General features: G+C 75.2%; 20 protein-coding genes and 1 riboswitch. Of the genes, 6 read left to right on the forward strand and 14 right to left on the reverse strand.

Annotated elements, in window-relative coordinates:
* Positions 1-24: 24 nt before the first annotated feature.
* Positions 25-1,179, reverse strand: coding sequence for a glycine cleavage system aminomethyltransferase GcvT (gene gcvT, locus CUD01_RS06635; protein ID WP_141319694.1), 1,155 nt, complete (start codon positions 1,177-1,179; stop codon positions 25-27).
* A gap of 40 nt (positions 1,180-1,219) precedes the next feature.
* Entirely contained in the window at positions 1,220-4,204 is a 2,985-nt protein-coding gene (gene gcvP / locus CUD01_RS06640) for an aminomethyl-transferring glycine dehydrogenase (RefSeq protein ID WP_141319697.1), read from the reverse strand.
* Between the two features lie 183 nt (positions 4,205-4,387).
* Positions 4,388-4,476, reverse strand: a riboswitch (glycine riboswitch).
* Between the two features lie 237 nt (positions 4,477-4,713).
* Here gcvP and CUD01_RS06645 point away from each other — a divergent pair.
* Genes CUD01_RS06645 through moaA form a run of 3 tightly spaced genes read left to right on the forward strand, consistent with a single transcriptional unit; the run spans position 4,714 to position 6,640 of the window.
* Positions 4,714-5,184, forward strand: coding sequence for a MogA/MoaB family molybdenum cofactor biosynthesis protein (locus CUD01_RS06645; protein WP_094181574.1), 471 nt, complete (start codon positions 4,714-4,716; stop codon positions 5,182-5,184).
* Entirely contained in the window at positions 5,181-5,594 is a 414-nt protein-coding gene (locus tag CUD01_RS06650) for a molybdenum cofactor biosynthesis protein MoaE (protein ID WP_141319699.1), read from the forward strand. Before CUD01_RS06645 ends, CUD01_RS06650 begins: the two co-directional genes overlap by 4 nt.
* Entirely contained in the window at positions 5,591-6,640 is a 1,050-nt protein-coding gene (gene moaA, locus CUD01_RS06655; protein WP_141319701.1) for a GTP 3',8-cyclase MoaA, read from the forward strand. The genes CUD01_RS06650 and moaA overlap by 4 nt, the downstream gene beginning before the upstream one ends.
* 28 nt (positions 6,641-6,668) lie before the next feature.
* On the opposite strand, the gene CUD01_RS06660 is transcribed toward moaA, so the two are convergent.
* From CUD01_RS06660 to CUD01_RS06700, 9 genes are all read right to left on the reverse strand, one after another.
* Positions 6,669-6,902 carry a MoaD/ThiS family protein gene (locus CUD01_RS06660; protein WP_094182417.1) on the reverse strand — a complete coding sequence of 78 codons (234 nt, stop codon included), beginning with the start codon at positions 6,900-6,902 and terminating at the stop codon, positions 6,669-6,671.
* Positions 6,899-7,162, reverse strand: a complete 264-nt coding sequence (locus tag CUD01_RS06665; protein WP_141319703.1) for a DUF6457 domain-containing protein — start codon at positions 7,160-7,162, stop codon at positions 6,899-6,901. The genes CUD01_RS06660 and CUD01_RS06665 overlap by 4 nt, the downstream gene beginning before the upstream one ends.
* Entirely contained in the window at positions 7,159-8,013 is an 855-nt protein-coding gene (gene mobA / locus CUD01_RS06670; protein WP_244937695.1) for a molybdenum cofactor guanylyltransferase, read from the reverse strand. The genes CUD01_RS06665 and mobA overlap by 4 nt, the downstream gene beginning before the upstream one ends.
* Positions 8,010-8,516: a cyclic pyranopterin monophosphate synthase MoaC gene (moaC, locus tag CUD01_RS06675; RefSeq protein ID WP_141319705.1), complete on the reverse strand. Its 507-nt coding sequence runs from the start codon at positions 8,514-8,516 to the stop codon at positions 8,010-8,012. Before moaC ends, mobA begins: the two co-directional genes overlap by 4 nt.
* Positions 8,513-9,802 carry a molybdopterin molybdotransferase MoeA gene (locus CUD01_RS06680; protein WP_141319707.1) on the reverse strand — a complete coding sequence of 430 codons (1,290 nt, stop codon included), beginning with the start codon at positions 9,800-9,802 and terminating at the stop codon, positions 8,513-8,515. Before CUD01_RS06680 ends, moaC begins: the two co-directional genes overlap by 4 nt.
* Positions 9,803-9,846: 44 nt before the next feature.
* Positions 9,847-10,986, reverse strand: a complete 1,140-nt coding sequence (locus tag CUD01_RS06685; protein ID WP_141319709.1) for a ThiF family adenylyltransferase — start codon at positions 10,984-10,986, stop codon at positions 9,847-9,849.
* 94 nt (positions 10,987-11,080) lie between these two features.
* Entirely contained in the window at positions 11,081-11,473 is a 393-nt protein-coding gene (locus CUD01_RS06690; RefSeq protein WP_141319711.1) for a TFIIB-type zinc ribbon-containing protein, read from the reverse strand.
* A 94-nt stretch (positions 11,474-11,567) separates the two neighbouring features.
* A complete protein-coding gene (locus CUD01_RS06695; protein WP_141319713.1) occupies positions 11,568-12,734 on the reverse strand; it encodes a pyridoxal phosphate-dependent aminotransferase in 1,167 nt (388 codons plus the stop codon).
* A gap of 42 nt (positions 12,735-12,776) precedes the next feature.
* Positions 12,777-13,295: a low molecular weight protein-tyrosine-phosphatase gene (locus tag CUD01_RS06700; RefSeq protein ID WP_280525808.1), complete on the reverse strand. Its 519-nt coding sequence runs from the start codon at positions 13,293-13,295 to the stop codon at positions 12,777-12,779.
* A gap of 319 nt (positions 13,296-13,614) precedes the next feature.
* Here CUD01_RS06700 and CUD01_RS06705 point away from each other — a divergent pair, with 319 nt between their 5' ends.
* The gene (locus CUD01_RS06705; protein ID WP_141319715.1) at positions 13,615-16,548 is read left to right on the forward strand and encodes a glycosyl hydrolase; all 2,934 of its coding nucleotides are present in this window, start codon (positions 13,615-13,617) and stop codon (positions 16,546-16,548) included.
* A 114-nt stretch (positions 16,549-16,662) separates the two neighbouring features.
* On the opposite strand, the gene CUD01_RS06710 is transcribed toward CUD01_RS06705, so the two are convergent.
* Both CUD01_RS06710 and CUD01_RS06715 read right to left on the reverse strand, forming a co-directional pair.
* Positions 16,663-17,643: a LacI family DNA-binding transcriptional regulator gene (locus CUD01_RS06710; RefSeq protein WP_141319717.1), complete on the reverse strand. Its 981-nt coding sequence runs from the start codon at positions 17,641-17,643 to the stop codon at positions 16,663-16,665.
* Between the two features lie 127 nt (positions 17,644-17,770).
* Positions 17,771-20,743, reverse strand: a complete 2,973-nt coding sequence (locus tag CUD01_RS06715; protein ID WP_141319719.1) for an esterase-like activity of phytase family protein — start codon at positions 20,741-20,743, stop codon at positions 17,771-17,773.
* Positions 20,744-21,383: 640 nt separating this feature from the next.
* Here CUD01_RS06715 and CUD01_RS06720 point away from each other — a divergent pair.
* Entirely contained in the window at positions 21,384-21,587 is a 204-nt protein-coding gene (locus CUD01_RS06720; protein WP_094181560.1) for a cold-shock protein, read from the forward strand.
* Between the two features lie 85 nt (positions 21,588-21,672).
* Here CUD01_RS06720 and CUD01_RS06725 read toward each other — a convergent pair whose 3' ends face one another.
* Positions 21,673-22,800, reverse strand: coding sequence for a fatty acid desaturase family protein (locus tag CUD01_RS06725; RefSeq protein ID WP_174773834.1), 1,128 nt, complete (start codon positions 22,798-22,800; stop codon positions 21,673-21,675).
* A 150-nt stretch (positions 22,801-22,950) separates the two neighbouring features.
* Between CUD01_RS06725 and CUD01_RS06730 the strand changes: the two genes are divergently transcribed.
* Positions 22,951-24,048 carry a winged helix DNA-binding domain-containing protein gene (locus CUD01_RS06730; protein WP_141319723.1) on the forward strand — a complete coding sequence of 366 codons (1,098 nt, stop codon included), beginning with the start codon at positions 22,951-22,953 and terminating at the stop codon, positions 24,046-24,048.
* Positions 24,049-24,672 lie beyond the last annotated feature (624 nt).

Genomic DNA, 24,672 nt, shown 5'->3' on the forward strand with positions numbered 1-24,672 from the left:
CGCTCTGGTGTCGCTAGGTGAGGTCTACCGGGGACGACGGTAGAAGGGAAGAGGCACGACGCGCACCGGCTCGTGCCGGCCGCGGACGTCGACCGCGAGCTCCGTGCCCTCGGCGGACACCTCGGGCGTCACGTACGCCATCGCGACGGGGTGGCCGAGCGTGGGCGACGGGGCGCCCGACGTCACGGTCCCGACGACCGCGCCGGTCGCCGTGACCACCGGGTAGCCGTGCCGGGCCGCGCGGCGCGACAGTCCCTGCAGCCCGACGAGCGTGCGGGCCGGGACGGCGTGCGCGCGGGACTCGAGCGCCTCGCGCCCGACGAAGGGCAGCGGCTCGCCCGCGGCGTCGACCTTGTCGAGCTTGACCACGCGGCCCAGGCCCGCGTCGTGCGGGGTGGTCGTGGTGTCGAGCTCGTTGCCGTACAGGGGCATGCCCGCCTCGAGGCGCAGCGAGTCGCGTGCGGACAGGCCCGCGGGCACCAGGCCCAGCGGCGAGCCCGCGTCGAGCAGCGCGCGCCACAGCGTCGGCGCGTCGCCGGCGGGGACGAACAGCTCGAAGCCGTCCTCGCCCGTGTACCCGGTCCGTGCGACGAGCGCGTCGAGCCCCGCGACGCGCGCGGGCACCGACGCGTAGTACCGCAGCGCGGCCACCGCGTCCGCCTCGGCGGGGTCCGCGACGAGGCCGACGACGATCTCCTGCGCCCGGGGCCCCTGCACCGCGACGAGCGCGGTCTGCTCGGACCGGTCCGTGAGCGTCACGTCGTCGCGCCCCGCGAACCGCTCGGCGAGCGCGTCGCGCACGACGTCCACGTTCGACGCGTTCGCGACGACGAGGTAGCGGCGGCCACGCTCGTCGTCCGGGTGCCGGTACACGACGAGGTCGTCGAGGACGCCCCCGTCGGCCTGGCAGATCATCGTGTAGCGCGCGCGGCCCGGCTCGAGCGCCGTGAGGTTGCCGACGAGCGCGCGGTCGAGCGCGTCGCCCGCACCCGGACCCTCGACCTCCAGCTCGCCCATGTGCGACAGGTCGAACAGGCCCGCGGCGGTGCGCACCGCGGTGTGCTCGGCGACGTCCGAGCCGTACCGCAGCGGCATCTGCCACCCGGCGAAGTCGGTGAGCGCCGCGCCCAGCGCGACGTGCTCGTCGTGCAGCGGGGACGGCCGCGCCTGGTCGCTCATGCTCGGTCCTCTCGTCGTGCGGGTGAGGTGGTCGGGTGGCTCACTCGGCGAACGCCTCGACGGGCGGGCACGAGCAGACCAGGTTGCGGTCCCCGCGCGCGCCGTCGATGCGGCGCACGGGCGGCCAGTACTTGCCGCGGCGCAGGCTCGCCAGCGGGAACGCGGCGCGCTCACGGGAGTACGCGTGCGTCCACTCGTCGGCGCTCACGGACTGCGCGGTGTGCGGCGCGTGCCGCAGCGGCGAGTCCTCGAGCGGCCACGTGCCGGCGGCGACCTCGTCGATCTCGGCGCGGATCGCGACCATCGCGTCGACGAACCGGTCGAGCTCGGCCAGGTCCTCGCTCTCGGTCGGCTCGACCATGAGCGTGCCCGGCACGGGGAACGCGAGCGTCGGCGCGTGGAACCCGTAGTCCATGAGCCGCTTCGCGACGTCCTCCGCGGTCACGCCCGTGCGCCTGGTGATCTCGCGCAGGTCGAGGATGCACTCGTGCGCGACCAGCCCGTTCGGGCCCGTGTAGAGCACCGGGAAGTGCTCACGCAGGCGCGTCGCGAGGTAGTTCGCGGCGAGCACCGCGACCTCGGTCGCGCGGCGCAGCCCGTCGGGACCCATGAGCGCGACGTACGCCCACGAGATGGGCAGGATGCCCGCCGAGCCCCACGGCGCCGCGGAGACGGCCGGCACGTGCGACGCGTGCGCCGGCGCGTCGGGCGTGCGCGGGCTCGTCGTCGGGTCGCCCGGCAGGTACGGCGCGAGGTGCGCCGCGACCGCGACGGGACCCACGCCCGGGCCGCCGCCGCCGTGCGGGATGCAGAACGTCTTGTGCAGGTTGAGGTGGCTCACGTCGCCACCCATCTCGCCCGGGCGGGCCAGGCCGACGAGCGCGTTGAGGTTGGCGCCGTCGATGTAGACCTGGCCGCCCGCGTCGTGCACGAGGTCGCACACCTGGCGCACGTGCTCCTCGTACACGCCGTGCGTGGACGGGTACGTGATCATGATCGCGGCGACCCGCGGGCCGTGCTCCTCGAGCTTCGCGCGCAGGTCGTCGAGCAGGATCTCGCCGTCCTCGGCCGTCGCGACGACGACCACGCGCAGGCCCGCGAGCGCCGCCGACGCCGCGTTCGTGCCGTGCGCGGACGCCGGGATGAGGCAGACGTCGCGCTGCGCCTCACCGCGGTCACGGTGGTACGCCTTGATCGCGAGCAGCCCGGCGAACTCGCCCTGCGACCCGCCGTTCGGCTGCACCGACACCGCCGCGTACCCGGTGATCTCCGCGAGCCAGTCCTGCAGCTGCGTGACGAGCTCGGCGTAGCCCTGCGTCTGGTCCGCCGGCGCGTAGGGGTGCACGTCCGCGAACTGCGGCCAGGAGATGGGCTCCATCTCGGCGGTCGCGTTGAGCTTCATGGTGCACGAGCCCAGCGGGATCATCGTGCGGTCCAGCGCGAGGTCCTGGTCCGAGAGGCGACGCAGGTAGCGCAGCATCGCCGTCTCGGAGCGGTACAGGTGGAACACCGGGTGCGTGAGGTACTCGTCGGTGCGCACGGCCCAGTCCGGGAGGGCCGTCGGGGCGGCCATCGGGCCGTACGCGAACGCCTCGCCGCGGACCGTGAACGACCCGCTGGGCGACGTCCACTGCTCGTCGTGACCGCCGGACGGCGCGTCCGTCACCCCGGCCGCGACGAACGCCAGGACCACGGCCAGCACGTCGTCGTCGCCGGTGGTCTCGTCGACGCTCGCCTGCACGTGGTCCGCGTCCGGCGCCCACAGGTTGACGCCCTGGCGCACGCCGGCGGCGACGACGTCCGCCGCACGGCCCGGGACGACCGTGCGCACCGTGTCGAAGACGACCTCGTGCTCGACCTCGACGCCCAGGTCGCGCAGGCGCGCGGCGAGCGTCGCCGCGTGGCCGTGCGCGCGGGACGCGATGGTGCGCAGGCCGTCGGGGCCGTGGTGGACCGCGTACATCGACGCGACGATCGCGAGCAGCGCCTGCGCGGTGCAGATGTTGCTCGTCGCCTTCTCACGGCGGATGTGCTGCTCACGCGTCTGCAGCGCGAGGCGGTACGCGGGCGCGCCGTCCGCGTCGACCGACACCCCGACGAGCCGGCCGGGCAGCATCCGCTCGAGGCCCGAGCGCACCGCCATGAACGCGGCGTGCGGGCCGCCGCCGAACAGCGGGACGCCGAACCGCTGCGCCGAGCCGACCGCGACGTCCGCGCCGAGCGTCCCCGGCGAGGTGAGCAGCGTGAGCGCGAGCAGGTCCGCCGCGACCGTCACCAGGCCGCCGCGCTCCTTCGTCGCCGCGATCACGTCCCGCAGGTCCCGGACCTCGCCGGACGCCGCGACCTGCTGCACGACGAGCCCGATGAGGTCACCCTCGACCTGCGGCAGCCCCTGCGACAGGTCGGCCACCACCACGGGCAGGCCGATCGCCTCCGCGCGGCCGACCGTCACCGCGAGCGACTGCCCGAACAGCTGGTCGTCGAGCACGACCGTGCCCGCCTTGCCGCGCTGCGCGCGCCACATCAGCGCGACTGCCTCCGCGACCGCGGTGGCCTCGTCGAGCAGGCTGGCGTTCGCCACGGGCAGCCCGGTGAGGTCCTCGACCATCGTCTGGAAGTTCAGCAGCGCCTCCAGGCGGCCCTGGCTGATCTCGGGCTGGTACGGCGTGTACGCGGTGTACCAGCCCGGCGACTCGAGCACGTTGCGGCGGATCACCGGCGGCGTCGTCGTGCCGTAGTAGCCCTGGCCGATCATCGGGCGCAGCACCTGGTTCCTGCCCGCGATCTCGCGCAGTGCCGCCTGCACCTCCGCCTCGCCCTGCGCCTCGGGCAGCGCGAGCGGACGACCCGTGCGGATCGACGCGGGCACCGCCGCGTCGATCAGGTCCTCGAGCCGCTGGTAGCCGACGACCGCGAGCATCGCGTCCGTCTCCGCGCCGCGGCGGGGACCGACGTGACGGTCGGAGAAGTCGAGCGCGGCGGGGGCCGGGCCGGTGGGGGCCGAGTGGGGCGTGGTCTTCGACACGGGCTGCTCCGGGGGTCGCCCGGCGTCGGCCGGGACGGGCGGTGGGCTCCCCGCTCTGTCATCCGCCGCGTACGACGACCTGAGAGTTTTGCCGGTCCGCCATGGCTGGTCCCAGCCCGGGGCGCGCCGGCTTGCACCGTCGGTGGGCCCTCCCGTGGTGGGACGGCCGCTTTCCAGAGTTGCCTCGCCGTGGCGGTACAGGGGCCTGAGAGATTCCCGGGGAGGGTTGCTCCTTCGGCGCCCGCTGCGCGGGACTCTCCCGCCTCGGTTCGAGCAGCATGTTCAGTTGACCTACCGCCCCAGGCTACCGGCTCCCCCACCGTCTCCCCCACCGTCTCCCCCAACGTCTCCCCCACCGTCGGCAGCACCGGGATCACAGGCGGGGGTTTCCACGGCGAGACGGTGGGCAATTGCGGAGGAGTCGTGGTTAGCCTGGCGCGGTGAGCCAGCACCCGCAGGGGCCGAGCACGACGAGCGCCGATGCGTCCGCCCCCGCTGCGACGGCTCCCGTGCGGGCCGCGGTGGTCGTGGTCTCGGACCGGAGCGCGGCGGGCGCACGCGAGGACCGGTCGGGCCCCGCGGCCGTCGCCGCGCTGCGCGACGCGGGGTTCGCGGTACCGGACGCGGTCGTCGTGCCGGACGGTGCGGCGTCGGTGCGCGGCGCGGTCGAGGACGCGATGGCGCGCGGCGCACGCCTCGTCGTGACGTCGGGCGGCACGGGCGTCGGGCCGCGTGACGAGACGCCCGAGGGCACGCGCCCGCTCCTCGCCAAGGAGCTGCCCGGCATCCCGGAGCTGCTGCGGCGCTCGTCGGACGTCCCCACCGCGGTGCTCGGCCGGGGGCTCGCGGGCGTGACGGACGCGGGCGTCGTCGTGGTCAACCTGCCCGGCTCCCCGGGTGGCGTGCGCGAGGGGCTCGCGGTGCTCGCACCGCTCCTGCCGCACCTGCTGAGCCAGGTGGGCGGAGGTGATCACGCATGATCACGCGGATCTGCGACGAGCCTCTTGACCTGCTGTTTCACGTGGAACATGTGCAGACCCCGCGCGTGGGAGCGGTCGCGACGTTCGTCGGGCTGGTCCGCGACCACGACCCGTCGGTGACCGGCGACGTCGTCGGGCTCGAGTACAGCGCGCACCCGGACGCCGAGGCCGTGCTGCGCCGGATCGCCGACGACGTCGCGGCGGACGACGACGTGCTCGGCGTCGCGGTCAGCCACCGGGTCGGGCACCTGCGCGTGGGCGAGGCGGCGATCGTCGTCGCCGTCGCCGCGGCGCACCGGGCCGAGGCGTTCGACGCGTGCCGCCGGCTCGTCGAGACCGTCAAGGCCGAGCTGCCGGTGTGGAAGCGCGAGCTGCTCGCGAACGGCACGCACCACTGGGTCGGGCTGTGACCGGCGGGTCCGGCCAGAGCGGCGCGACGACGACGCGCGGGCAGCTCGTCGACCGGTTCGGCCGCGCGCACCACGACCTGCGCATCTCGCTGACCGACCGCTGCTCGCTGCGCTGCACGTACTGCATGCCCGCCGAGGGCGTCCCGTGGCTCGCGCGCTCGACCATGCTGTCGACCGACGAGATCGTGCGCGTCGCGCGCGTGGGCGTGGCGCTCGGGATCCGCGAGATCCGGCTGACCGGCGGAGAGCCGCTGCTGCGGGTCGACGTGGTCGACGTCGTGCGCCGGCTCGCCGCGATGACCACGCCCGACGGCGCGCCCGTCGAGGTCTCGCTCACCACCAACGCGCTGCGCCTGCCCGCGCTGGCCGCTCCCCTGCGCGACGCGGGCCTGCGCCGCGTCAACGTCAGCCTCGACACGCTCGACCGCGCGCGGTTCCTCGAGCTCACCCGCCGCGACAAGCTCGTCGAGACGCTCGCGGGCATCGCGGCGGCCGACGCCGCCGGGCTGCACCCCGTCAAGATCAACGCGGTCGCGATGCGCGGCGTCAACGACGACGAGGTGGTCGCGCTCACCCGGTTCGCCGTGGAGCGCGGCTACCAGATGCGGTTCATCGAGCAGATGCCGCTCGACGGCGGGCACACGTGGGACCGGCACGTCATGGTCACGCAGGCCGAGATCCTCGAGCGGCTGCGCGGCGCGTTCCGGCTCGACGAGGTGCCCGGCCGCGGGGCCGCACCCGCCGAGCTGTGGACCGTCGACGGCGGGCCGGCCACGGTCGGCGTCATCGCGTCCGTCACCGCGCCGTTCTGCGGCGCGTGCGACCGGCTGCGTCTCACCGCGGACGGCCAGCTGCGCGCGTGCCTGTTCTCGCAGGCCGAGGTCGACACGCGCGAGGTCCTGCGGTCCGACGAGCCCGCGGAGGCGGTCGACGAGGGCCTCGCCGCCGCGTTCCACGCGTGCCTGGCCGGCAAGAAGGCCGGTCACGACATCGACGACCCGACGTTCCTGCAGCCGCGCCGGCCCATGAGCGCGATCGGCGGCTGACCGCCCCGGGCGCCGCGGCGCCGGCGGGTCAGCCGCCCGCGAACGGGGGCAGGACGTCGAGCGTGGCTCCCCCGGCCACCTCGTCGGACGCCTCCAGGCGGCGACCGTCGGCGAGCAGCGCGCACCGGTCGAGGACCGGCGCGAGCGCCGGGTGGCGGGTCAGCAGGTCCGCGCGCACCGCCGCGCCCGAGCCGGCCGGGACCTGCTCCGAGTCGACACCCGCGGCCTCGGCGGCGGCCGCGAAGTAGCGGACCGTGATCACGGCGCACCCCACGCCGCGGCGGCCGAGTCGACGTCGGCGAGCAGGGCCGCGATCTCGTCGGGCGAACGGCCCGCGGCGGCGAGCCCCGCGACGAACATCGACACCGGGACGGCCGGACGCGCCACCGAGTGCGCGACCCCGCTCGACAGCTCGAGCAGACGGTCCACGTCGACGAGCGCGGGATCCACCCCCAGGCGGGTCGTGAGGTGCTCGACCCACTGCGGCAGGTCGGCACCGGGGGCGCGGCGAGGATCGGTCATGACGGACTCCGTCCCTGGTCGGCTGGATGGTCGCTGGGGTCGTCGGCCGGGTGGTCGGCGACGCGCTCCGCCCCGATCGTCCCATCCCCGGGACGTGCGGGGGCGTCCCCGGTGCGCGGGGCCTGCGTGCGCGGGGCTCGCGTGCGCGGGGCCTGCGTGAGCGCGGCGGACAGGGCGCGGACGGACGGCCACGTGTCCGCGTCCGCCCCGACACCGCCGGGGTCCGGCACGTCGACGAGCGTGAGACCGCCGACGAGCCGCCGCACGGACGCCCCGCGCGCCCCCGCCCCGAGCGCGCCGACCGCTGCGTCGAGCGCCGCCCGCCGGTACGCCGCCACGAGGTGCTGGGCGGCGCCCTCGTCGTCCACCAGCCGGGCCCCGTCGACACCGGCCCGTGCGGCGGCCGCGACGAGCGCGGCCACCACCTCGCCGGCGCGCGGGACGTCGCACGCGAGCACGACGACGACCTCGGCCGGCTCCCCGCCCAGCGTCGCGAGCAGCGTCAGCCCCGCGGCCAGACCCGCGACGGGACCACCCAGCGGCGGGTCCTCGAGGGTCGTCGGGACACCCGGGCGCGCGAGCTGCGCGGGCGCGACGAGCACCCGCCGCCGCGCGTCCGCGACCGCCGCGAGCGCGTGGTCCACCAGGGCCAGCCCCCCGACGACGAGCCCCGGCTTCACGTCCCCGGGCTGCTGGCCGCCCAACCGCCGCGCGGCACCGCCCGCGAGCACGAGGGCGTCGAACGGCAGCCCGCGCTCCTCGGGCGCGCCGGGGACCGCGGCGTCAGACACGTGCGGGTCGGTCACGTGCGGGTCGGTCACGTGCGGGTCGGTCACGTGCGGGTCGGTCACGTGCGGTGCCAGTCGCCCGACTTGCCGCCCGTCTTCGCCTCGAGCCGCACGTGCTCGATGTGCACGGACTTGTCGAGCCCCTTGACCATGTCGACCACCGCGAGCGCCGCCACGGACACGGCGGTGAGCGCCTCCATCTCGACACCCGTGCGGTCCGCGGTGCGCACGCTCGCCGTGATCCGCACGCCGTCGTCGTCGACCACGAGGTCCACCACGGCCCCGTGCACCCCGATGACGTGCGCGAGCGGCAGCAGCTCGGGTGTGCGCTTGGCCGCGGCGATGCCGGCGATCCGCGCGACCGCGAGCACGTCCCCCTTGGGCACCGAGTCGTCCCGCAGCGCCGCGACGACGGCCGGCGGGCACGCGACCAGGCCCGTCGCGGTGGCGGAGCGGACCGTGGGCTGCTTCGCGGTCACGTCGACCATGCGGGCCTGCCCGCGCGCGTCGAGGTGCGTGAGCGGCTGGCCGGGATGCTGGGCCGGATGCTGGCTGGGACCGGTCATGTCCAGAAGACCTCCAGGGTGTCGCCGGCGCGGACCTCGTCCACGTCGGCGGGGATGACGGCGAGCCCCTCGGCGACGGCGAGCCGCGCGACGAGGTGCGATCCGGACCCGCGCGCGGTGGCGCGCCGCACGCGGACAGCAGGGCCGGGCTCGGAGCCGGAGCCGGAACCGGCAGCGGGCACGCGGCGCACGGGCATGAGCTGCGCGCGGCCCGGCGGGGTGCGCCAGCCCTCGTCGGCCACGGCGGCGACGCGCGGCCGCTCGGGGTCCGCGCCGAGCATCCGGCGCACCGCGGGCCGCACGAACATCTCGAACGACGCGAACGCGCTCACCGGGTTGCCCGGCAACGTCCACACGGGCGTCCCGGACGGCAGCCGGCCGAGCCCCTGCGGCTTGCCCGGCTGCACGGCCACGGGCACGAGCTCGACCCCGGGCTCGTCGGCCAGCGCGGCCTTGACCACGTCGAACGCGCCCGCGCTGACCCCGCCCGAGGTCACGATGCCGTCGACCGTGCCGTGGTCGCCCCCGTCGAGCTCGTGCAGCAGGCGGCGCAGCGCGGCCGGGTCGTCCCCCACCGGGCCGAGGCGCAGCGCGTCGGCGCCCGCGGCCTGCACCGCGGCGGCGAGCAGCCACGAGTTCGAGTCCGGGATCTGCCCGCGCCGCAGCGCCGTCCCGGGCGCGACGAGCTCGTCGCCGGTGGACACCACCGCGATCCGGGGGCGGCGGTGCACGACGAGGGTCGCGCGGCCGACCGACGCCGCGGCCGCGACGTGCGCCGGGCCGACGAGGTCGCCCGCCCGCAGCACGACCTCTCCCGCGGCGGCGTCCTCGCCGGTGCCGCGCACGTGCTGCCCCGCGGTCACGGCCGCGCGCACCTCGACGTCGGCGCCGCTCGTCGCCCACGCGTGGTCTCCGGCGTCCTGGCCACCGGTGCGGGGAGAGGTGAGCTCGACGGGCACGACGGCGTCCGCACCCGGCGGGACCGGAGCGCCCGTCATGATCCGCACCGCGGTGCCCGGGGCGACCACGGGCGCGTCGTCGGACCCGGCCGCGACGTCACCCACCACCCGCAGCACCACCGGGCCGTCGGGGGTGGCCGCCGCGACGTCCGCCGCGCGCACCGCGTACCCGTCCATCGCGGAGTTGTCCCAGCGCGGCAGGGGGCCGTCGGTGGTCACGTCCTGCGCGAGCACCTGCCCCACGGCCTCCAGCAGCGGGACCAGCACGGGCGGCAGCGGTGCCGCGAGCGCGAGCGCGGCCGCCCGGTGCTCGTCGAGACCTCGCACGCTGCCCCTCCCCTCGTCGTCGCCCGATCCTGCCACCGCGCAGGTCAGGACGGTGTGCGTGCCCGCCAGGCGACGACGCCACCGGTGAGGTTCGCGGCCTGCACGCCCGCCGCGCGCAGCACCTGCGCCGCGGCGTGCGAGCGCGCGCCGGCGTGGCACACGACGACCACGTCGCGGCCGTGCTCCCACGCGCGCAGCGCGGACCCGTCGAGCACGCGTGCGAGCGGCACGTGCACCGCCCCCGGGAACGGCGTGGCCTCGACCTCGTACGCCTCGCGCACGTCGACGACGACGACCGGGTCGGCCGGGTCGTCGAGCCGCTCCGCCAGGGCGTCGACGCTGACGGCCGGCACGTCGTCGGGCGGCACGTCGTCGGCCGGCACGTCGTCGGCCGGCACGTCGTCGGCCGGCACGTCGGCACGCGGGACCACCGGGACCTGCGACCACCGCGCGCGCAGCGCGTCCACCACGAGCACGCGCCCCAGCAGCGGCTCCCCCACGCCGCACACGAGCTTGACGACCTCGGTCGCCATGAGCGACCCCACCTGCCCGCACAGCGCACCGAGCACGCCCGCCTCGGCGCACGAGGGCACCTCGTCGGGCCGCGGCTCGCGCGGGAACAGGTCACGCAGCGTGACGCCCGCACCGCTCGGCGGCGCGGACCAGAACACGCTCACCTGGGCGTCGAACCGCAGCACCGAGCCCCACACCACGGGCACGCCGAGGGCCGCGGCGGTGTCGGACACCAGGTAGCGGGTCGGGAAGTTGTCGGTCCCGTCGACCAGCACGTCGTAGCCCGCGAGCACGTCGGCGGCGTTCTCGCGGGTGAGCCGCACGTCGTGCCGGACGACGACGACGCCCGGGTCGATCGCCGCGACCGCGTCGGCCGCCGAGTCGACCTTGCGCCGCCCGACGTCCGACGAGCCGTGGACCACCTGCCGCTGCAGGTTGCTGAGGTCGACCTCGTCGTCGTCGACGACGCCGATCGTGCCCACGCCCGCGGCCGCGAGGTACTGCAGCACGGGGGCGCCCAGCCCGCCCGCGCCCAGCACGCACACGCGCGCGGACCGCAGCCGGCGCTGGCCGGTCAGGCCGATGCCCGGCAGCAGCAGGTGCCGGGCGCTGCGCACCCGCTGCTCGTCGTCGAGCTCGACGACAGGCTCCACGACCGCGGGAATGCGCACGCGCCCAACCTACGTCGCGGCACCCGCCCGACGCCCAGCCGATCGGGTGGGGAAAATCGCGCGCGGCGCGACGTCCCGCACCCGACGGGCCCGGTCAGTCGAAGTCGAGCAGGTCACCCAGCCAGGAGTCGCGCTTCTTCTTGCGCCGGTAGCGGGGGTCGCCGTAGCGCGGGTCGTACGACGAGCCGTAGCGGGACCGGTCGTCGCGGGACTCGTCGTACCTGGGCTCGTCGTACCTGGGCTGGTCGTACCTGGGCTGGTCGTACCTGGGCGCGCGGGCGTCCTGCGGCGGCGTGCCGTACACCGGTGCGCCGGGCGGGGTGGCCGGTGCCGCCGCACCCGGCGCGGGGAGCGCCGCGGCGCGGTCGAGGATCTTGTCGAGCTCACCGCGGTCCAGCCAGATCCCGCGGCACGTCGGGCAGTAGTCGATCTCGACGCCCTGCCGCTCGGACATCACGAGCTCGGCTTGGTCGACGGGGCACTTCATGGCGCGCTCCTGAGGGTTCGGGGGCCTGACCTCACCCCAACGAGCGGACGGCCGCGCTGGTGCCCGGATCGTCCGGACCCGTCGTCGGCCGGGCTCAGAGCGTGCGCTGCCAGGCCACGATGCGGTCGACCGCCTCGCGCACCACGTCGGGCGACGACGCGAACGACAGCCGCACGTACCGCGACCCGTCGACGGGGTCGAAGTCCGTGCCGGGCGTGAGCGCGACGCCGGCCTCGTCGAGCAGCCGCGCGCACCACGTCACGGAGTCGAGGCCCGCGGCGGACACGTCGCCGTACAGATAGAACGCGCCGTCCGCGGGCGCCACGTGCGTCCAGCCGACCTCGGGCAGCCGCTCGAGCAGGAGCGCGCGCGAGCCCGCGTACCGCTCGACGTTCTCGCGTGCGGCGGCCATGCCCTCGGGCGAGAACGCGGCGACGCCCGCGTGCTGCGCGAGCGCGGGCGGGCACAGCGCGACGTTCCCGGCGAGCGCGTCCACGGGCGAGACCAGGTCGTCGGGCAGGACGAGCCAGCCGAGCCGCCAGCCCGTCATCGCCCAGTACTTGGAGAACGAGTTGACGACGACCGCGCCCGCGTCCAGGTAGCGCGCGGCGGTCGCGACCTCCGCGTCGGTGTACGTGATGCCGTGGTAGATCTCGTCGCTCACGAGCCGCACGCCGTGCGCGCCGCACCATCCGGCCAGGGCCTCGAGCTCGGCGGCGTCGATCATCGTCCCCGTCGGGTTGGCGGGTGACGCGACGACGAGCCCGTCGAGCGGACGCTGCGCGTGCGCCTCCTCGAGCATCGCGACCGTCGGCTGGAACCGGGTGGCCGGGCCGGCGGCGAGCTCGACGACCTCGCACCCGAGCGCCGCGAGGATGTTGGTGTACGCGGGGTAGCCGGGCCGTGCGAGCGCGACGCGGTCGCCCACGTCGAACGCGGCGAGGAACGTGAGCATGAACCCGCCCGACGAGCCGGTGGTCACGGCGATGCGCGCCGGGTCGAGCTCCACGCCGTACCAGCGGGCGTAGTGCGCGGCGATCGCGGCGCGCAGCCCGGGGGCGCCCAACGCCTCGGTGTAGCCCAGGTCGCCGGTGGTCAGCAGCTCCACGGCACGCCGCCGCACCACGTCGGACGCGCCGGTGGCCGGTTCGCCCGCGCACAGGTTGAGCACGTGCTCGCCCGCGGCGCGCCGCGCGTTGGCCGCCGCGATGATCTCCATGACCGCGAACGGGGGGACGTGGGCCCGGGCTGCAACCTTCACGCCCTCATCCTGCCCGCCCGCAGGCCCGGCGCGCGGCCCGGGTCAGGGGGTGGCGGTGGAGAGCGCGGCGCGGACGTGGGCGACGACGCCGTCGGCGGCGGCCTCGATCTGGGCGAGGCAGTCCTCGAAGTCCTGCATGCCGCCGTACCAGGGGTCGTCGATGTCGAGCACGTGCTCGGGCTCGCCGGGTCCGACGACGGGCGCGGCGGGGTCGAACCGGCGGAGCATGACGATGCGGTCGGCCACCTCGGCGGGTGCGAGCCGCCGCAGCGCGCGGGCGTGCTGCGCGGTGGCGGGCAGGAGCAGGTCGCGGGAGGTCAGCTCGGTCGCGGTGACACGGTGCGCGCGGTGGCCGTCTCCGGTCGGGTAGCCGTGCGCGGCGAGCACGGAGCGGGCGCGGCGGTCGACGGGGTTGCCGTGCTCCTCGTCGGACACCCCGGAGGAGTCGACGACGACGAGGTCCCCCAGCCCGGCCGCCTCGAACCGGTCCCGCAGGACGATCTCGGCCATCGGGGAGCGGCAGATGTTGCCCGTGCAGACGGTCATCACGCGGTAGGTCACGCCTCATCCTCCCCCAGCGGGGTGGCCCGCTGGCCTGCGTGTTCACCTCCGCTTGACTTTGGGTTCACCCACCCGCACCCTGGACATAGCACCGGTGACACGAGTCAACGGACATACCGAAGCCTCGGGCGCCTCGACGTGGAGCCGCCACCCGCCGGTGCCGTACCACGGTGACCCACCCTCACCGCCGCTTCCTTGTGCGGGCAGCTCTCGGGCGACGGCGCCCTGGCTCTGCCCGGTCCGGCGCCCCGTCACGGACGCCGGTGACCCGCGCTGCCCGACGCTCCCCGGCGTGGCAGCCGAGAACGGAGATGACCGGATGCCTCCCCTCGCCCACCCGTCACGGACCGGGGTACCGCGCCCCGCGCCCGACCCGCGACCCCTGCCGGCCCGCCGCACGGTCGTCGCGCTCGTCGCAGCCGCCGCGCTCGTCGTGTCGCTGCTCCAGGCCGTCGCCCTCAGCCCCGACCGCGCGCAGGCCGCGACCGTCGGCTCGGGCAGCTACGCCGACTCCGCCCCCGCCGGTGCCGCCGTGCCCACCGAGTGCAACGACCGCCCGATCACCAACCCGCGCGCGCACGTCACGTCGAGCTTCCCGTCGGGTGCGATCCCGACGAACGACTGGTGGACCTCGCTGCTGTGGCGCAAGTTCGACTGCTCCGCGGTCTCCGCGGCGCTCGCGGCCCACCCGGCCGTCTTCCAGGCGTACACCGACGGCCTGGGCGTGAGCTACCCGACGACCCCGTCCATCTCCGGCACCGCCACGGGCGTCTCCGAGTACCACTACTCCTACGCGGAGGACGTGCGGATCGGCCTCGCGGGCCTGACCGCCGACGGCAAGGTCGACGGCTACTCCGACTGGACCGTGAGCGAGCTGTGGAGCAACGGCTCGAGCAGCCTGCGCACGACGTTCGGGCACGGCCTGCCGTTCGTCTACGCGACCAAGACCGGTGCGGGCGACGCGACCCTGACGACGCAGGGCACGCCCACGGTGTGGAGCAACAGCGGCGGAGCGATCGGGTTCACGGTCAACGGCCACGACTACGCCGCGTACGCCCCCACGGGCGCCACGTGGACGGTCTCGGGCACCACGATCCGCTCGTCCCTCTACAACCGTGACTTCTTCTCCGTGGCGGTGCTGCCGGCCACGGGCAGCGCGTCCGGCCGGGCCGCCGCCCTCGCCGCGTACGCGCCGTACGCGCACAACCACGTCACGGGCACCAAGGTCTCCTGGTCGTACGACGAGGCGTCGGCGAAGATGACCGCGACGTACGCGTTCACCACGCAGGCCAAGCAGGGCTCCGGCACCGGCACGGTCTTCGCGCTCTACCCGCACCAGCGCGACCACCTCACGGGCGTCACGCCGAGCAGCTACTCCTACGTCTCGCCGCGCGGCCCGATGCGCGTCGTGATCGGGGCGTCGCAGTTCCGCACGGTCACCACGTTCAACGGCGTGCTCCCGCAGCTCGCCAACACGGGCTTCTCGTCGGGCGCGGACGCCTCCCAGCTGGCCGGGTACGTCAACGACGTCGCCGCGACCGACCCGTTCGCGGGCTTCGGTGAGGACACGTACTGGACGGGCAAGGCCATCGGCCGCGCCACGCAGGTCATCCAGATCGCCAACCTCACCGGCAACACCGCGGCGCGGGACACGCTGCTGAGCAAGGTCAAGGCGCGCCTCACCGACTGGATGACCGCGTCGCCCGGCGAGACGCAGCGCCTGTTCGCGTACAACCAGGCGTGGGGCACGCTGATCGGCTACCCCGCCTCCTACGGCTCGGACACCGACCTCAACGACCACCACTTCCACTACGGCTACTACGTGGTGGGCGCGGCGACCGTCGCGCAGTTCGACCCCGCGTGGGCCGCGAGCTCGGCGTACGGGTCGATGGTCAACACCGTCATCAAGGACGCGGCGAACTGGGACCGCACCGACACGCGCTTCCCGTTCCTGCGCGACTTCGACATCTACGCCGGGCACGACTGGGCGTCCGGGCACGGCGCGTTCGGCGCCGGCAACAACCAGGAGTCGTCGTCGGAGGGCATGAACTTCGCGTCCGGGCTCATCCAGTGGGGCCAGGCCACGGGCAACACCACCGTGCGTGACCTGGGCATCTACCTCTACACGACCCAGGCGTCCGCTATCCAGAACTACTGGTTCGACGACGACGACGAGGCGTTCCCCGCCGCGTTCGGCCACTCGACGGTCGGCATGGTCTGGGGCGACGGCGGCGCCTACGCCACGTGGTTCTCCGCCGAGCCCGAGATGATCCAGGGCATCAACCTGCTGCCCTCCACCGCGGGCCACCTGTACCTGGGCTACAACCCGGCCTACATCACGCGGAACATCGCCGAGCTCGAACGCAACAACGGCGGACCCGCGACGGTCTGGCAGGACATCATCTGGGAGTTCCAGGCGCTCGCCGACGCCCCGAAGGCCCTGGCCCAGTTCCGGTCGCAGGCCTCGTCGTACGCCGTCGAGGAGGGCGAGTCCCGGGCGCACACGTTCTACTGGCTGAAGAACCTCGCGGGCGTCGGCACGGTCGACCGGTCGGTCACCGCGAGCACGCCGCTGCACGCGGTGTTCCTCAAGAACGGGGTGCGCACCTACCAGGCCGCGAACATGAGCGGCTCGGCGACCACCGTCCGGTTCTCCGACGGCACGACGCTCACCGTCCCGGCCCGCTCGGTGGCCGCGACGACGAGCGACGGGGCGACGACGAACCCCACGCCCACGCCCACGCCGACGCCGACGGTCACGCCGACACCCACGCCCACGTCGAGCCCCACGCCGACGACGAGCCCGACGCCGACCCCGAGCCCCACGCCGACCACCGGCACGGGCGTCCCGGCCACGTCGCGCATCCAGGCCGAGGCGTACAGCGCGGCCTCGGGCGTGGACACGCAGGCCACGTCCGACGTGGACGGCGGGCAGAACGTCGGCTGGATCGCCAACGGCGACTGGCTGCGGTTCGACGGCGTGGACTTCGGCAGCACGCCGCGCACGCAGTTCGTCGCGCGCGTCGCGTCCGGCGCGGACGGCGGGGTCAGCGGCCTCGTCCAGGTGAGGCTCGGCTCGCCGACCGCACCGCCGATCGGGAGCTTCGCGATCGGCAGCACCGGCGGCTGGCAGGAGTGGCGCACGGTCCCGGGCAACATCGTCGGGACCACCGGCACGCACACCGTCTACGTCACGTTCGACTCCGGCCAGCCGGCGAACTTCGTGAACGTCAACTGGTTCACCTTCCAGTGAGCGTCCCACCGAGCGGCCCACCGCCGGAGCTGACCGGCGGCGGGTGACACAGCGGGGCCCGGCCGATCGCACCCGGCCGGGCCCCGCGGCGTCGTCGTCCGGACGCGCGTGCCGTCAGGTCGACGCGCGCGTCACCACGTGGAACACGTCGTCCGGCCGGGTAGGCCGCGGCCGCGCCGGGTCGAGCGCCGCGAGCACCGCCTGGGCCAGGTACTCGGCCTGCGCGTCGATGGCCTGCCACACGGTCGTCAGCGGCGGGGTCGCCAGGCGGGCGACCGGGATGTCGTCGACCCCGATCACCGCGAGGTCCTGCGGCACGAGCAACCCCTGGTCGTGCGCCGCGGCCAGGACCGCGAGCGCCACCTCGTCGTTGTACGCGGCGACTCCCGTCGCGGGCTCGTCGGCCCGCCACGCCGCGAGCGCCGCGGACGCCGAGCCGACCGTCAGCTCGACCTCCGTCACGCGCGGCTCCGGGAGGCCGAGGCGCGCGCACGCGGCACGGACACCCGAGATGCGGCGCTCCGCGAACGCGGACAGCCGCGCGTCGGCCGGCGCCGCGTACGCGAGCACCCGGTGCCCCCGCTGCGCGAGGTGCTCCACCTGGAGCTGGCCGATCGCGGCCTGCGGCACGGAGAACGTCTGGGGGTGCGGGTCCTCGTCGAGCGCCGCGTCGACGACGACGATGCCCGCACGCGTCATGGCACGCGCGTCCTGCTCGGCGAACGGCAGCAGCCCCAGCACCGCGCACGGCGTCACCGCGCGCCACAGGTCGGTCAGCGGCCGCGACCCGCGGCTGATGTGCACCAGCACCGACAGGCCGTGCTCGTGCAGCGACGTGGTGACGTGGTCGATCAGCGAGTCCAGCAGCGGCCCGACCGTCCAGTCCGGCAGGACGCACAGCACCAGGTCGCTGCGCCCCGAGCGCAGCGCCCGCGCGGCGGCCGACGGCGTGTAGCCGAGCCGCGCGGCCGTGTCGAGGACACGCTTGCGGGTCGCGTCGGTGATGACGACTCCCTGCTTCGCGTTGAGCACGTAGCTCACGGTGGTGCGCGAGACCCCGCTCTCGCGGGCGACGTCAGCACTGGTGACCCGCACGGCTGACCTCCTCGTCCCATCCTCGCGACACCGGCACGGCTGCTCGATCGTAGACCTGATCAGGCACGACGCGGCCGCGCACGCACGTCCCGGCGCACCGGGGCGCCGGGACGTGCGTGGTGCGAGGTCAGCGCACGGTGAGGGTGCGGCTCGCGCTCGCGGGGAGGTGGTCGGCGGATCCGGCGTACCGGACGGTCACGGTGGCGGTGCGCGAGACGCGCGGCAGCGCGAGCACCAGACGGCCGTCCCGCAGCGCGCGCGTCGCGACGGTCCGGCCGCCCACGGCCACGCTCACCTTGCCGCTGGGCGTCCGGCCGGCGCCCGTCACGTCGACCACGATCGTCGGGCGCGAGCCGCGCGCGGCGTGCCAGGACGCGGCCCCGAGACGCACGCGCGCCTCGGCGCGCGTGACGCGCAGCGACGCGGGGGTCTGCGAGGCGGCGACGTCCGCCGTCCCCGCGTACGCCACCGTGAGCCGGTGCGTGCCCGCGCGCAGCGTCGCGGGCAGGGTGAGCCGCGCGCGGCCCGACGCGTCGAGCGTCGCGGACGCGAGCACCCTCGAGCCCTCGCGCACCTGGACCGTGCCGGTCGGCGGGGTGGCGCCGCCGGTCACGGTGACCGCCACGCGCGCCGCCGTGCCGTACGTCGAGGTCGCGGCGAGCTGCGCGGTCGTCGTCGACGCCGTGCGGCCGAACACCGACGTGCGCGAGCCGAGGTCGAGCAGCGCCGTCTCGCCGGTGGCGTCCGCCAGCCCGTCGTTGTCCGTCACCGCCCACACCGTGCCGTCGCCCGCGATCGTCAGGCCCTCGAGCTTCTCCTGCGTCCAGCCGGCCGTCGCCCGCAGGTCGGGCAGCACGTCGTGCGCCAGCGTCTTGGTCAGCGGCGCGACCGCGCCGGGTGCCGGGTCCGCCGGGACGTCGACGGTGTACACGCGCTTGACCGCGGCGCTCGGACCGTTGAGCTTGTCCCGCTCGACGACGGCGAGCGTGTCGGCGTCGACCGCGACGACCTCGGAGAGACCGACCCAGTCCCCCGCGACGTCGGTCGACGACAGCGGGTAGCCGAACCACGACCACGAGCCGTCGGCCACGTCGTACCGCCCGAGGCGCGCGGTGCCGCCCAGCCCGCCCGGGTCGCTCGTCAGGCCGCGCTGCAACGCGACCCACACGTGCTCGCCCGACGCGTCGTCGACCGTCGTGACGCCCTCGACCCCCCACTTGGTGAGGCCCGCGGCCACGTCCGCCGGCAGCGTGACGCGCTCGACGACCGCGCCGTACGCGTTGGTCCGCACGAGCTGGTTGCCGGCACCGGTCGCCCCCTCGACCCCGAGCCAGAACCCGCCGGCGCGCCGCGTCGCGACGCCCTCGACGTCGAGCGAGACGCCCTCGCCGTGCTCGGTCACGCGCAGCTGCCGGTCGATCACCGCGGGCGTGCCCGAGACGTCGAGCGAGAGCAGTCGCGTGTCGGCGTACGCCGCGTCGGTCGCGGTCCACAGCCGCTGCGCGTCGCGCCGGTCGGCCGCGAGCGCACCCAGCGCACCCCACCCGATCGGGGCGCCCGACGCGTCCGCGGACACGACGGACGGGAACGCGGGCGTCCCCGCCGCGGGCGCGTGCTGCGCGCCGCGACCGAGCACCGTGACCGCCGAGCGCACGCCCGCGGCGGGGGTGTCGGTCTCGGACGAGACGATCAGCAGGTCCCGCGACGGCACCGGCAGGATGCCCTCGGGTCCGTTGGTCGTCGCGAGCACCTGCGAGAAGACCGGTCGCGTCGGGTCGGACACGTCGTACACCGCGACGAAGTTCGAGCGCTCGGAGCCGACGAACGCGTACGGCGTCCCGCCGAACGTCGCGACCGCGAGCCCCTCGATCTCGACGCCCTTCTTCCCGGCCCGGTCCTCGGTGTGCAGACCGACCCGCACCGCGAGCCGCTCGAGCGACGCACCCGCGTCCCACACGACCTCACCCGTGGTCACGTCGAAGACGGACCAGCCGCGCGTGCCGCCCTTCCAGTCGCCCTCGTTCGCGGTCGCGACGTGCGTCGCGTCGAGCCACGCGACGGCGTCGGGCTCGCGCGGCCGCGCGGGCAGCGTGCCGCTCTGGTCGACCACGCCGTCCTTCGCGGTGTCGACGCCCGTGAGCGCCTGCGAACCCGCGGAGAACACGCGCGTGACCTCGCCGCTCGCGACGTCCACCAGCACGACGCCGTTGTTCTCCTGGAGCGTCACCGCGACGGTCGCACCCGACGGGTCGACCGCGACGTACTCCGGCTCGGGGTCCTGCGGCGTGTCCAGCCCGGCCGCGACGAACGCGGGCAGCGGCTGCGTGCCGTCCGTGAACGGCACGGCCCGCAGCGCCCACGTCGCCGGGTCGTCCCGGTCCGGCAGGTCGAGCAGCTGCAGGAAGCCGCCGGGCAGCTGCGGCAGGTCGCCCTTGGCGCCGCCCGCGGGGCGCGCGTCCTCGTCGCGCTGGTTCTCGATCGCGATCGCGGCGTGCGCGCGGTCGGGGGTCAGCGCGATCGAGTCCGGCTGCCCACCGAGCTCGAGCGTGCGCACGACGTCGTGCGTCGCGAGGTCCACGACCACGAGCGCACCCGACGGCGCGGTGAACGACGGCGACGTGTCGACGACGACCAGCACGTACCCGCCGACCACCGCGACGCTCGTCGGCTCCGCGTGCGCACCCACCCCCAGGTCCGCCGCGAGGTCGAGCGTGCCCGCGCCCACCGGCCGGGCGGGGTCGGTGACGTCGACGAACCCGATGCGCCGCGCGAGCGCGTCGGTGTGCACGAACGTGCGGCCGTCGTCGGACACCGCCGAGATCTCCGCGACGGTCACGTCGCTCGCGGGCGCGCCCGCGGGGCGGTTCAGGTACACGGGGTACGTCGCGAGGCGGTGGAACGTCGCGTCGGGCGACGGCGGCGTCCACCCGTCGTCCGACCAGCCGGGCGCGGGCGCGAGTGCGGCCGCGAGCGGGGTCGCGGGTGCGGTCGTCGCCGTCGCGGGTGCGACGACGAGGGCCGTCGCGGCGAGCGTGCCGACGAGCACGCACGCGACGGTCGTGCGCACCGGGCGCGCACGGTGGGGGTGGGCAGGCAGCATGGAGGTCCTCCTCAGGACGGGGGGCGCACGCACTGTCGCGGCGGCCCGTGTCCCGCTGCGGAACCGCAGGTGAACGCTCTGCGGCGAGGGCGCGACGGTTCGTCGCGCACGTGCCGTACATCGCTCCCTGTGCACGTCACGCGCCGTCGTGTAGGCTTCCAGGGCGTTCATGTCGCGGGCATCCGTCCGCTGCGCTCTTCGGTTCAGCATCGAAGCAGGACCGCGAGCCAGGACGGCACCCTCCGTCACCGATTCACGAGATTCACCCATCCCGCCCCGGCGGGGTGCGAGAGTAGTCAGCATCTTCACCAGTCTTCATCCCCTGTCCCAGACAGGTCCCCGGCCCGCCGCGCCACGCTGGCGCCAGGCCGACGAGGACCTCTGGGTCGCCACGATCGCCGACGAGTACGCGGGCCTCGCCCAGCGGACTCCCGCCGGTCTGCGCGTCAGCGACCGCTTCACGCGGCCCCTCGGCGTCGTCGCGACCTGGGCCGCAGCCGACGTGCTGCTCGTGCCCGCCCGTGCGACCCGCCCCCACCCGCGTGCTCGCCGAGCACGCGCCCACACACGTCCGTGCCCGTCGGGGCGCGGCGAGCGAGGTCGCGCCCGCGGCCGCGCCCCTCGAACGAGAAGAGACATCATGGCCACCGGAACGGTGAAGTGGTTCAACGCGGAGAAGGGCTACGGCTTCATCGCCCCGTCCGACGGTTCCGCTGACGTGTTCGCGCACTACAGCGCGATCGCGACGCAGGGCTTCCGTACCCTCGAGGAGAACCAGCAGGTCGAGTTCGACGTCACGCAGGGCCCCAAGGGCCCGCAGGCGGAGAACATCCGCCCGCTCTGACTCGAGCACGCGAAGGGGGCCGCACCCGGCTGGGTACGGCCCCCTTCGTCATGCCCTGGCTGGTCGCGAGCCGGGGCTCGGGTGCTCAGACGCGTCGGAAGCGCGACACCATGTGGCACTCGAACGGGTCGCGTGCCGCGAGGCCCACCTCGTTGAGGTAGCGCACGACGATCGCGTACGACCGGAACAGCGACGTCTCGGTGTACGGCACGTCGAGCGCACGGCACTGCTCGCGCACCAGCAGGCGCGCCTTCGCCAGGTGCGGGCGCGGCATCGACGGGAACAGGTGGTGCTCCACCTGGTAGTTCAGGCCGCCCATGAGCGACGTCGCCCACCAGCCGCCGCGCACGTTGCGGGACGTGCGGACCTGCTTGGAGAAGAAGTCGAGCTTCAAGTCCCGCGCGATCACCGGCATGCCCTTGTGGTTGGGCGCGAACGACGCACCCATGTACACGCCGAACACCGCGACCTGCACGCCGACGAACGCGAACGCCATGCCGATCGGCAGGAACCAGAACACCGGCACCCAGAACGCGGCGAACCGCAGCACGATCAGGCCCAGCTCGGTCCACCGCTGCTCGACCTTCTCGCGCCCCAGCAGGTGCTGGAAGCCCAGGCGGTGCAGGTTCAGGCCCTCGAGCGTGAGCAGCGGGAAGAACAGCCAGCCCTGGCGGCGCGTGATGAGCGCCTGCAGGCCGCGCGCCTTGACCGCGTCCTCCTCGAGGAAGGAGATCGTGTCGACGTCGATGTCCGGGTCCTTGCCGACCTTGTTCGGGTTGGCGTGGTGGCGGTTGTGCTTGGTGTTCCACCAGGACAGGCTCACGCCGACGACGCCGCACGCGAGGACGCGCGCGAGCCGGTCGTTGGCCTTGCCGCCCGCGAGCACCTGCTTGTGCGCGGCCTCGTGCGTGAGGAACGCGGTCTGCGTGAGCAGGACGCCCAGGCCGCCGGCGATCAGGAGCTGGAACCACGAGTGGCCGAGCAGGAAGAACCCGGCGAGCGCGCCGGCGAACCCGGCGGCGAGGACGGCACCGACGCCGCCGTAGAACCCGTACGCGCGGCGCAGCAGCCCGCGGTCGCGCACCTTTGCGGCGACCTCGGTGTACGCGTGCGTGAGATGGGGAAAAGAGGTGTCCCGCCGGACCGTCGCGCGGAAGCCGGCGGGCAGCTCGGTCGCAGTGGTCGGGGACGCGGTCGCAGAGGGAGAAGCGATGAAGCACCTGCTCGTTCCGGGGCCCGCAGCGGCGGGCGACGTTGCCAAAGGCGGATGCCTGTCGCCGGCCCACCGTACCCCGGCGGCCTGTGACGGGCAGGGGAATCGTGGGCGGGCCGTGTGTGGGTCCCGGGCCGTAGCGTGCGCGTCATGCACGCCGCCGAGGTCGTCCGCCGCCGCCTGCAGGCCCAGCACCTGCGCGGTCGTCGGCTCGAGCACCCAGCCGAGGTGGTCTCCGCGCTGCTCGCCGTGCAGGGTCAGGAGCTGCCCGTCGCGCGGTGGTCGCTCGGTCGTCGTCTGGCGGACGCGACCGACGCGGACGTGCGCCGCGCGCTCGACGACGGTGAGGTCCTGCGCACGCACGCGCTGCGGCCCACCTGGCACCTGCTCGCGCGGGAGGACCTGCGCTGGGTGCTCGCGCTGACCTCGCCGCGCGTGCTGCGGGCGTGCGCGCCGGCGTTCCGGCGCACCGGCCTGGACGACGAGACGCTGGCCCGCACCGACGTGCTCGTCGCGCGCGTCGTCGAGCGTCTGTCCGCGAAGGCGCACCCCACGCGCACGGAGGTCGGTGCGGCGCTCGCCGCGGAGGGGTTCGAGGCCGGGCCGGAGACCGTGGGCTTTGCGATGATGCACGCCGAGCTCGGGGGCCTCGTCGTCAGCGGGCGGGCCCGCGGCACGCTGCACACCTACGCGCCGGCCGACGAACGCGCACCCGCGGGCCTCGACCTCGCGGGCGACGAGGCGCTCGTCGAGCTCGTGCGCCGCTTCCTCGCAGGGCACGGGCCCGCCGCGGTCCGGGACGTCGCGTGGTGGGCGACGCTCACGCTCACCCAGGTGCGCCGCGCGCTGGCCGCGCTGGGCGACGCGGTCGAGCGGGTGGAGGTCGACGGGCACGAGCTGTGGTGGGTGCCGTCCGACGACGAGCTCGCCGCACCCTCGTCGGACAGGCCGCGCGTCGACGTCCTGCAGGTCTACGACGAGGTGTTCGGCTCGTTCCCGACGACGAGGTCCCTGGCCGACCCCGCCGGCCTGGGCGCCGCGCGGCCCACCGACTACGCGTCGCTGCACGTGGTGCTCGTCGACGAGCAGCTCACGGCCTGGTGGCAGCGGCGGGTGGAGCGCGGCGTGGTCGAGGCGCGTGTCCACCCCCTGCGCGCGCTCTCGTCTGCCGAGCGCGCCGCGGTGCTCGCGGAGTTCGAGGCCTACGGCCGCTTCGCCGACCAGGAGGTCGCGGTCACGCTGCCCTGATCCTGCCCTGACGCCCGCTCCCGGGCGACAGTCCGTCATCCCGTTCCGGGCAGGGAACAGCCCGTGGGCCGGGCCCCTGTCGGGGCCCTGCCGCGAGGGACGAGGTCGCGGCTCCCACGGGCTGCGGTGACTGCCGTGGATTCGCTCGCCGCCCTGCCGTGGTCCTGGACCACGGCCGAGCTCTGCGAACGGATCGAGCAATCCGTCCGAGTACTCGGGCGACTAGCGGACAGTCACCTCACGCGTCCGAAGAAACTTCATGTCTCCGACCACCTCCTTCCCGTGTGCGTCCGACGCTAACCCCGCCCCCCGCACCCCCGCACCCCTAATTCCCACCCCACCACCCCCGCGACCCCCCGGCCTCGCCCCCCACTCCCGCCCACCCCGCGCTTGCTCCGGGTCCGGGCGCGCATACCGCGAGCAACCACGGTCTCGACCACCCCACTCCCGCCCACCCCGCGGCTGCTCCGGGTTCGGGGTCGGGCACCGCGAGCAACCACGGTCTCGACCCACCCACCGCCCACCCCGCGCTTCCTCCGGGTTCGCGCGCGCAGAGCGCGAGCAACCACGGTCTCGACCACCCCACTCCCGCCCACCCCGCGGTTGCTCCGGGTTCGGGGTCGG

The sequence above is a fragment of the Cellulomonas uda genome (genome assembly GCF_006538705.1).
Taxonomy (GTDB): Bacteria; Actinomycetota; Actinomycetes; order Actinomycetales; family Cellulomonadaceae; genus Cellulomonas; species Cellulomonas uda.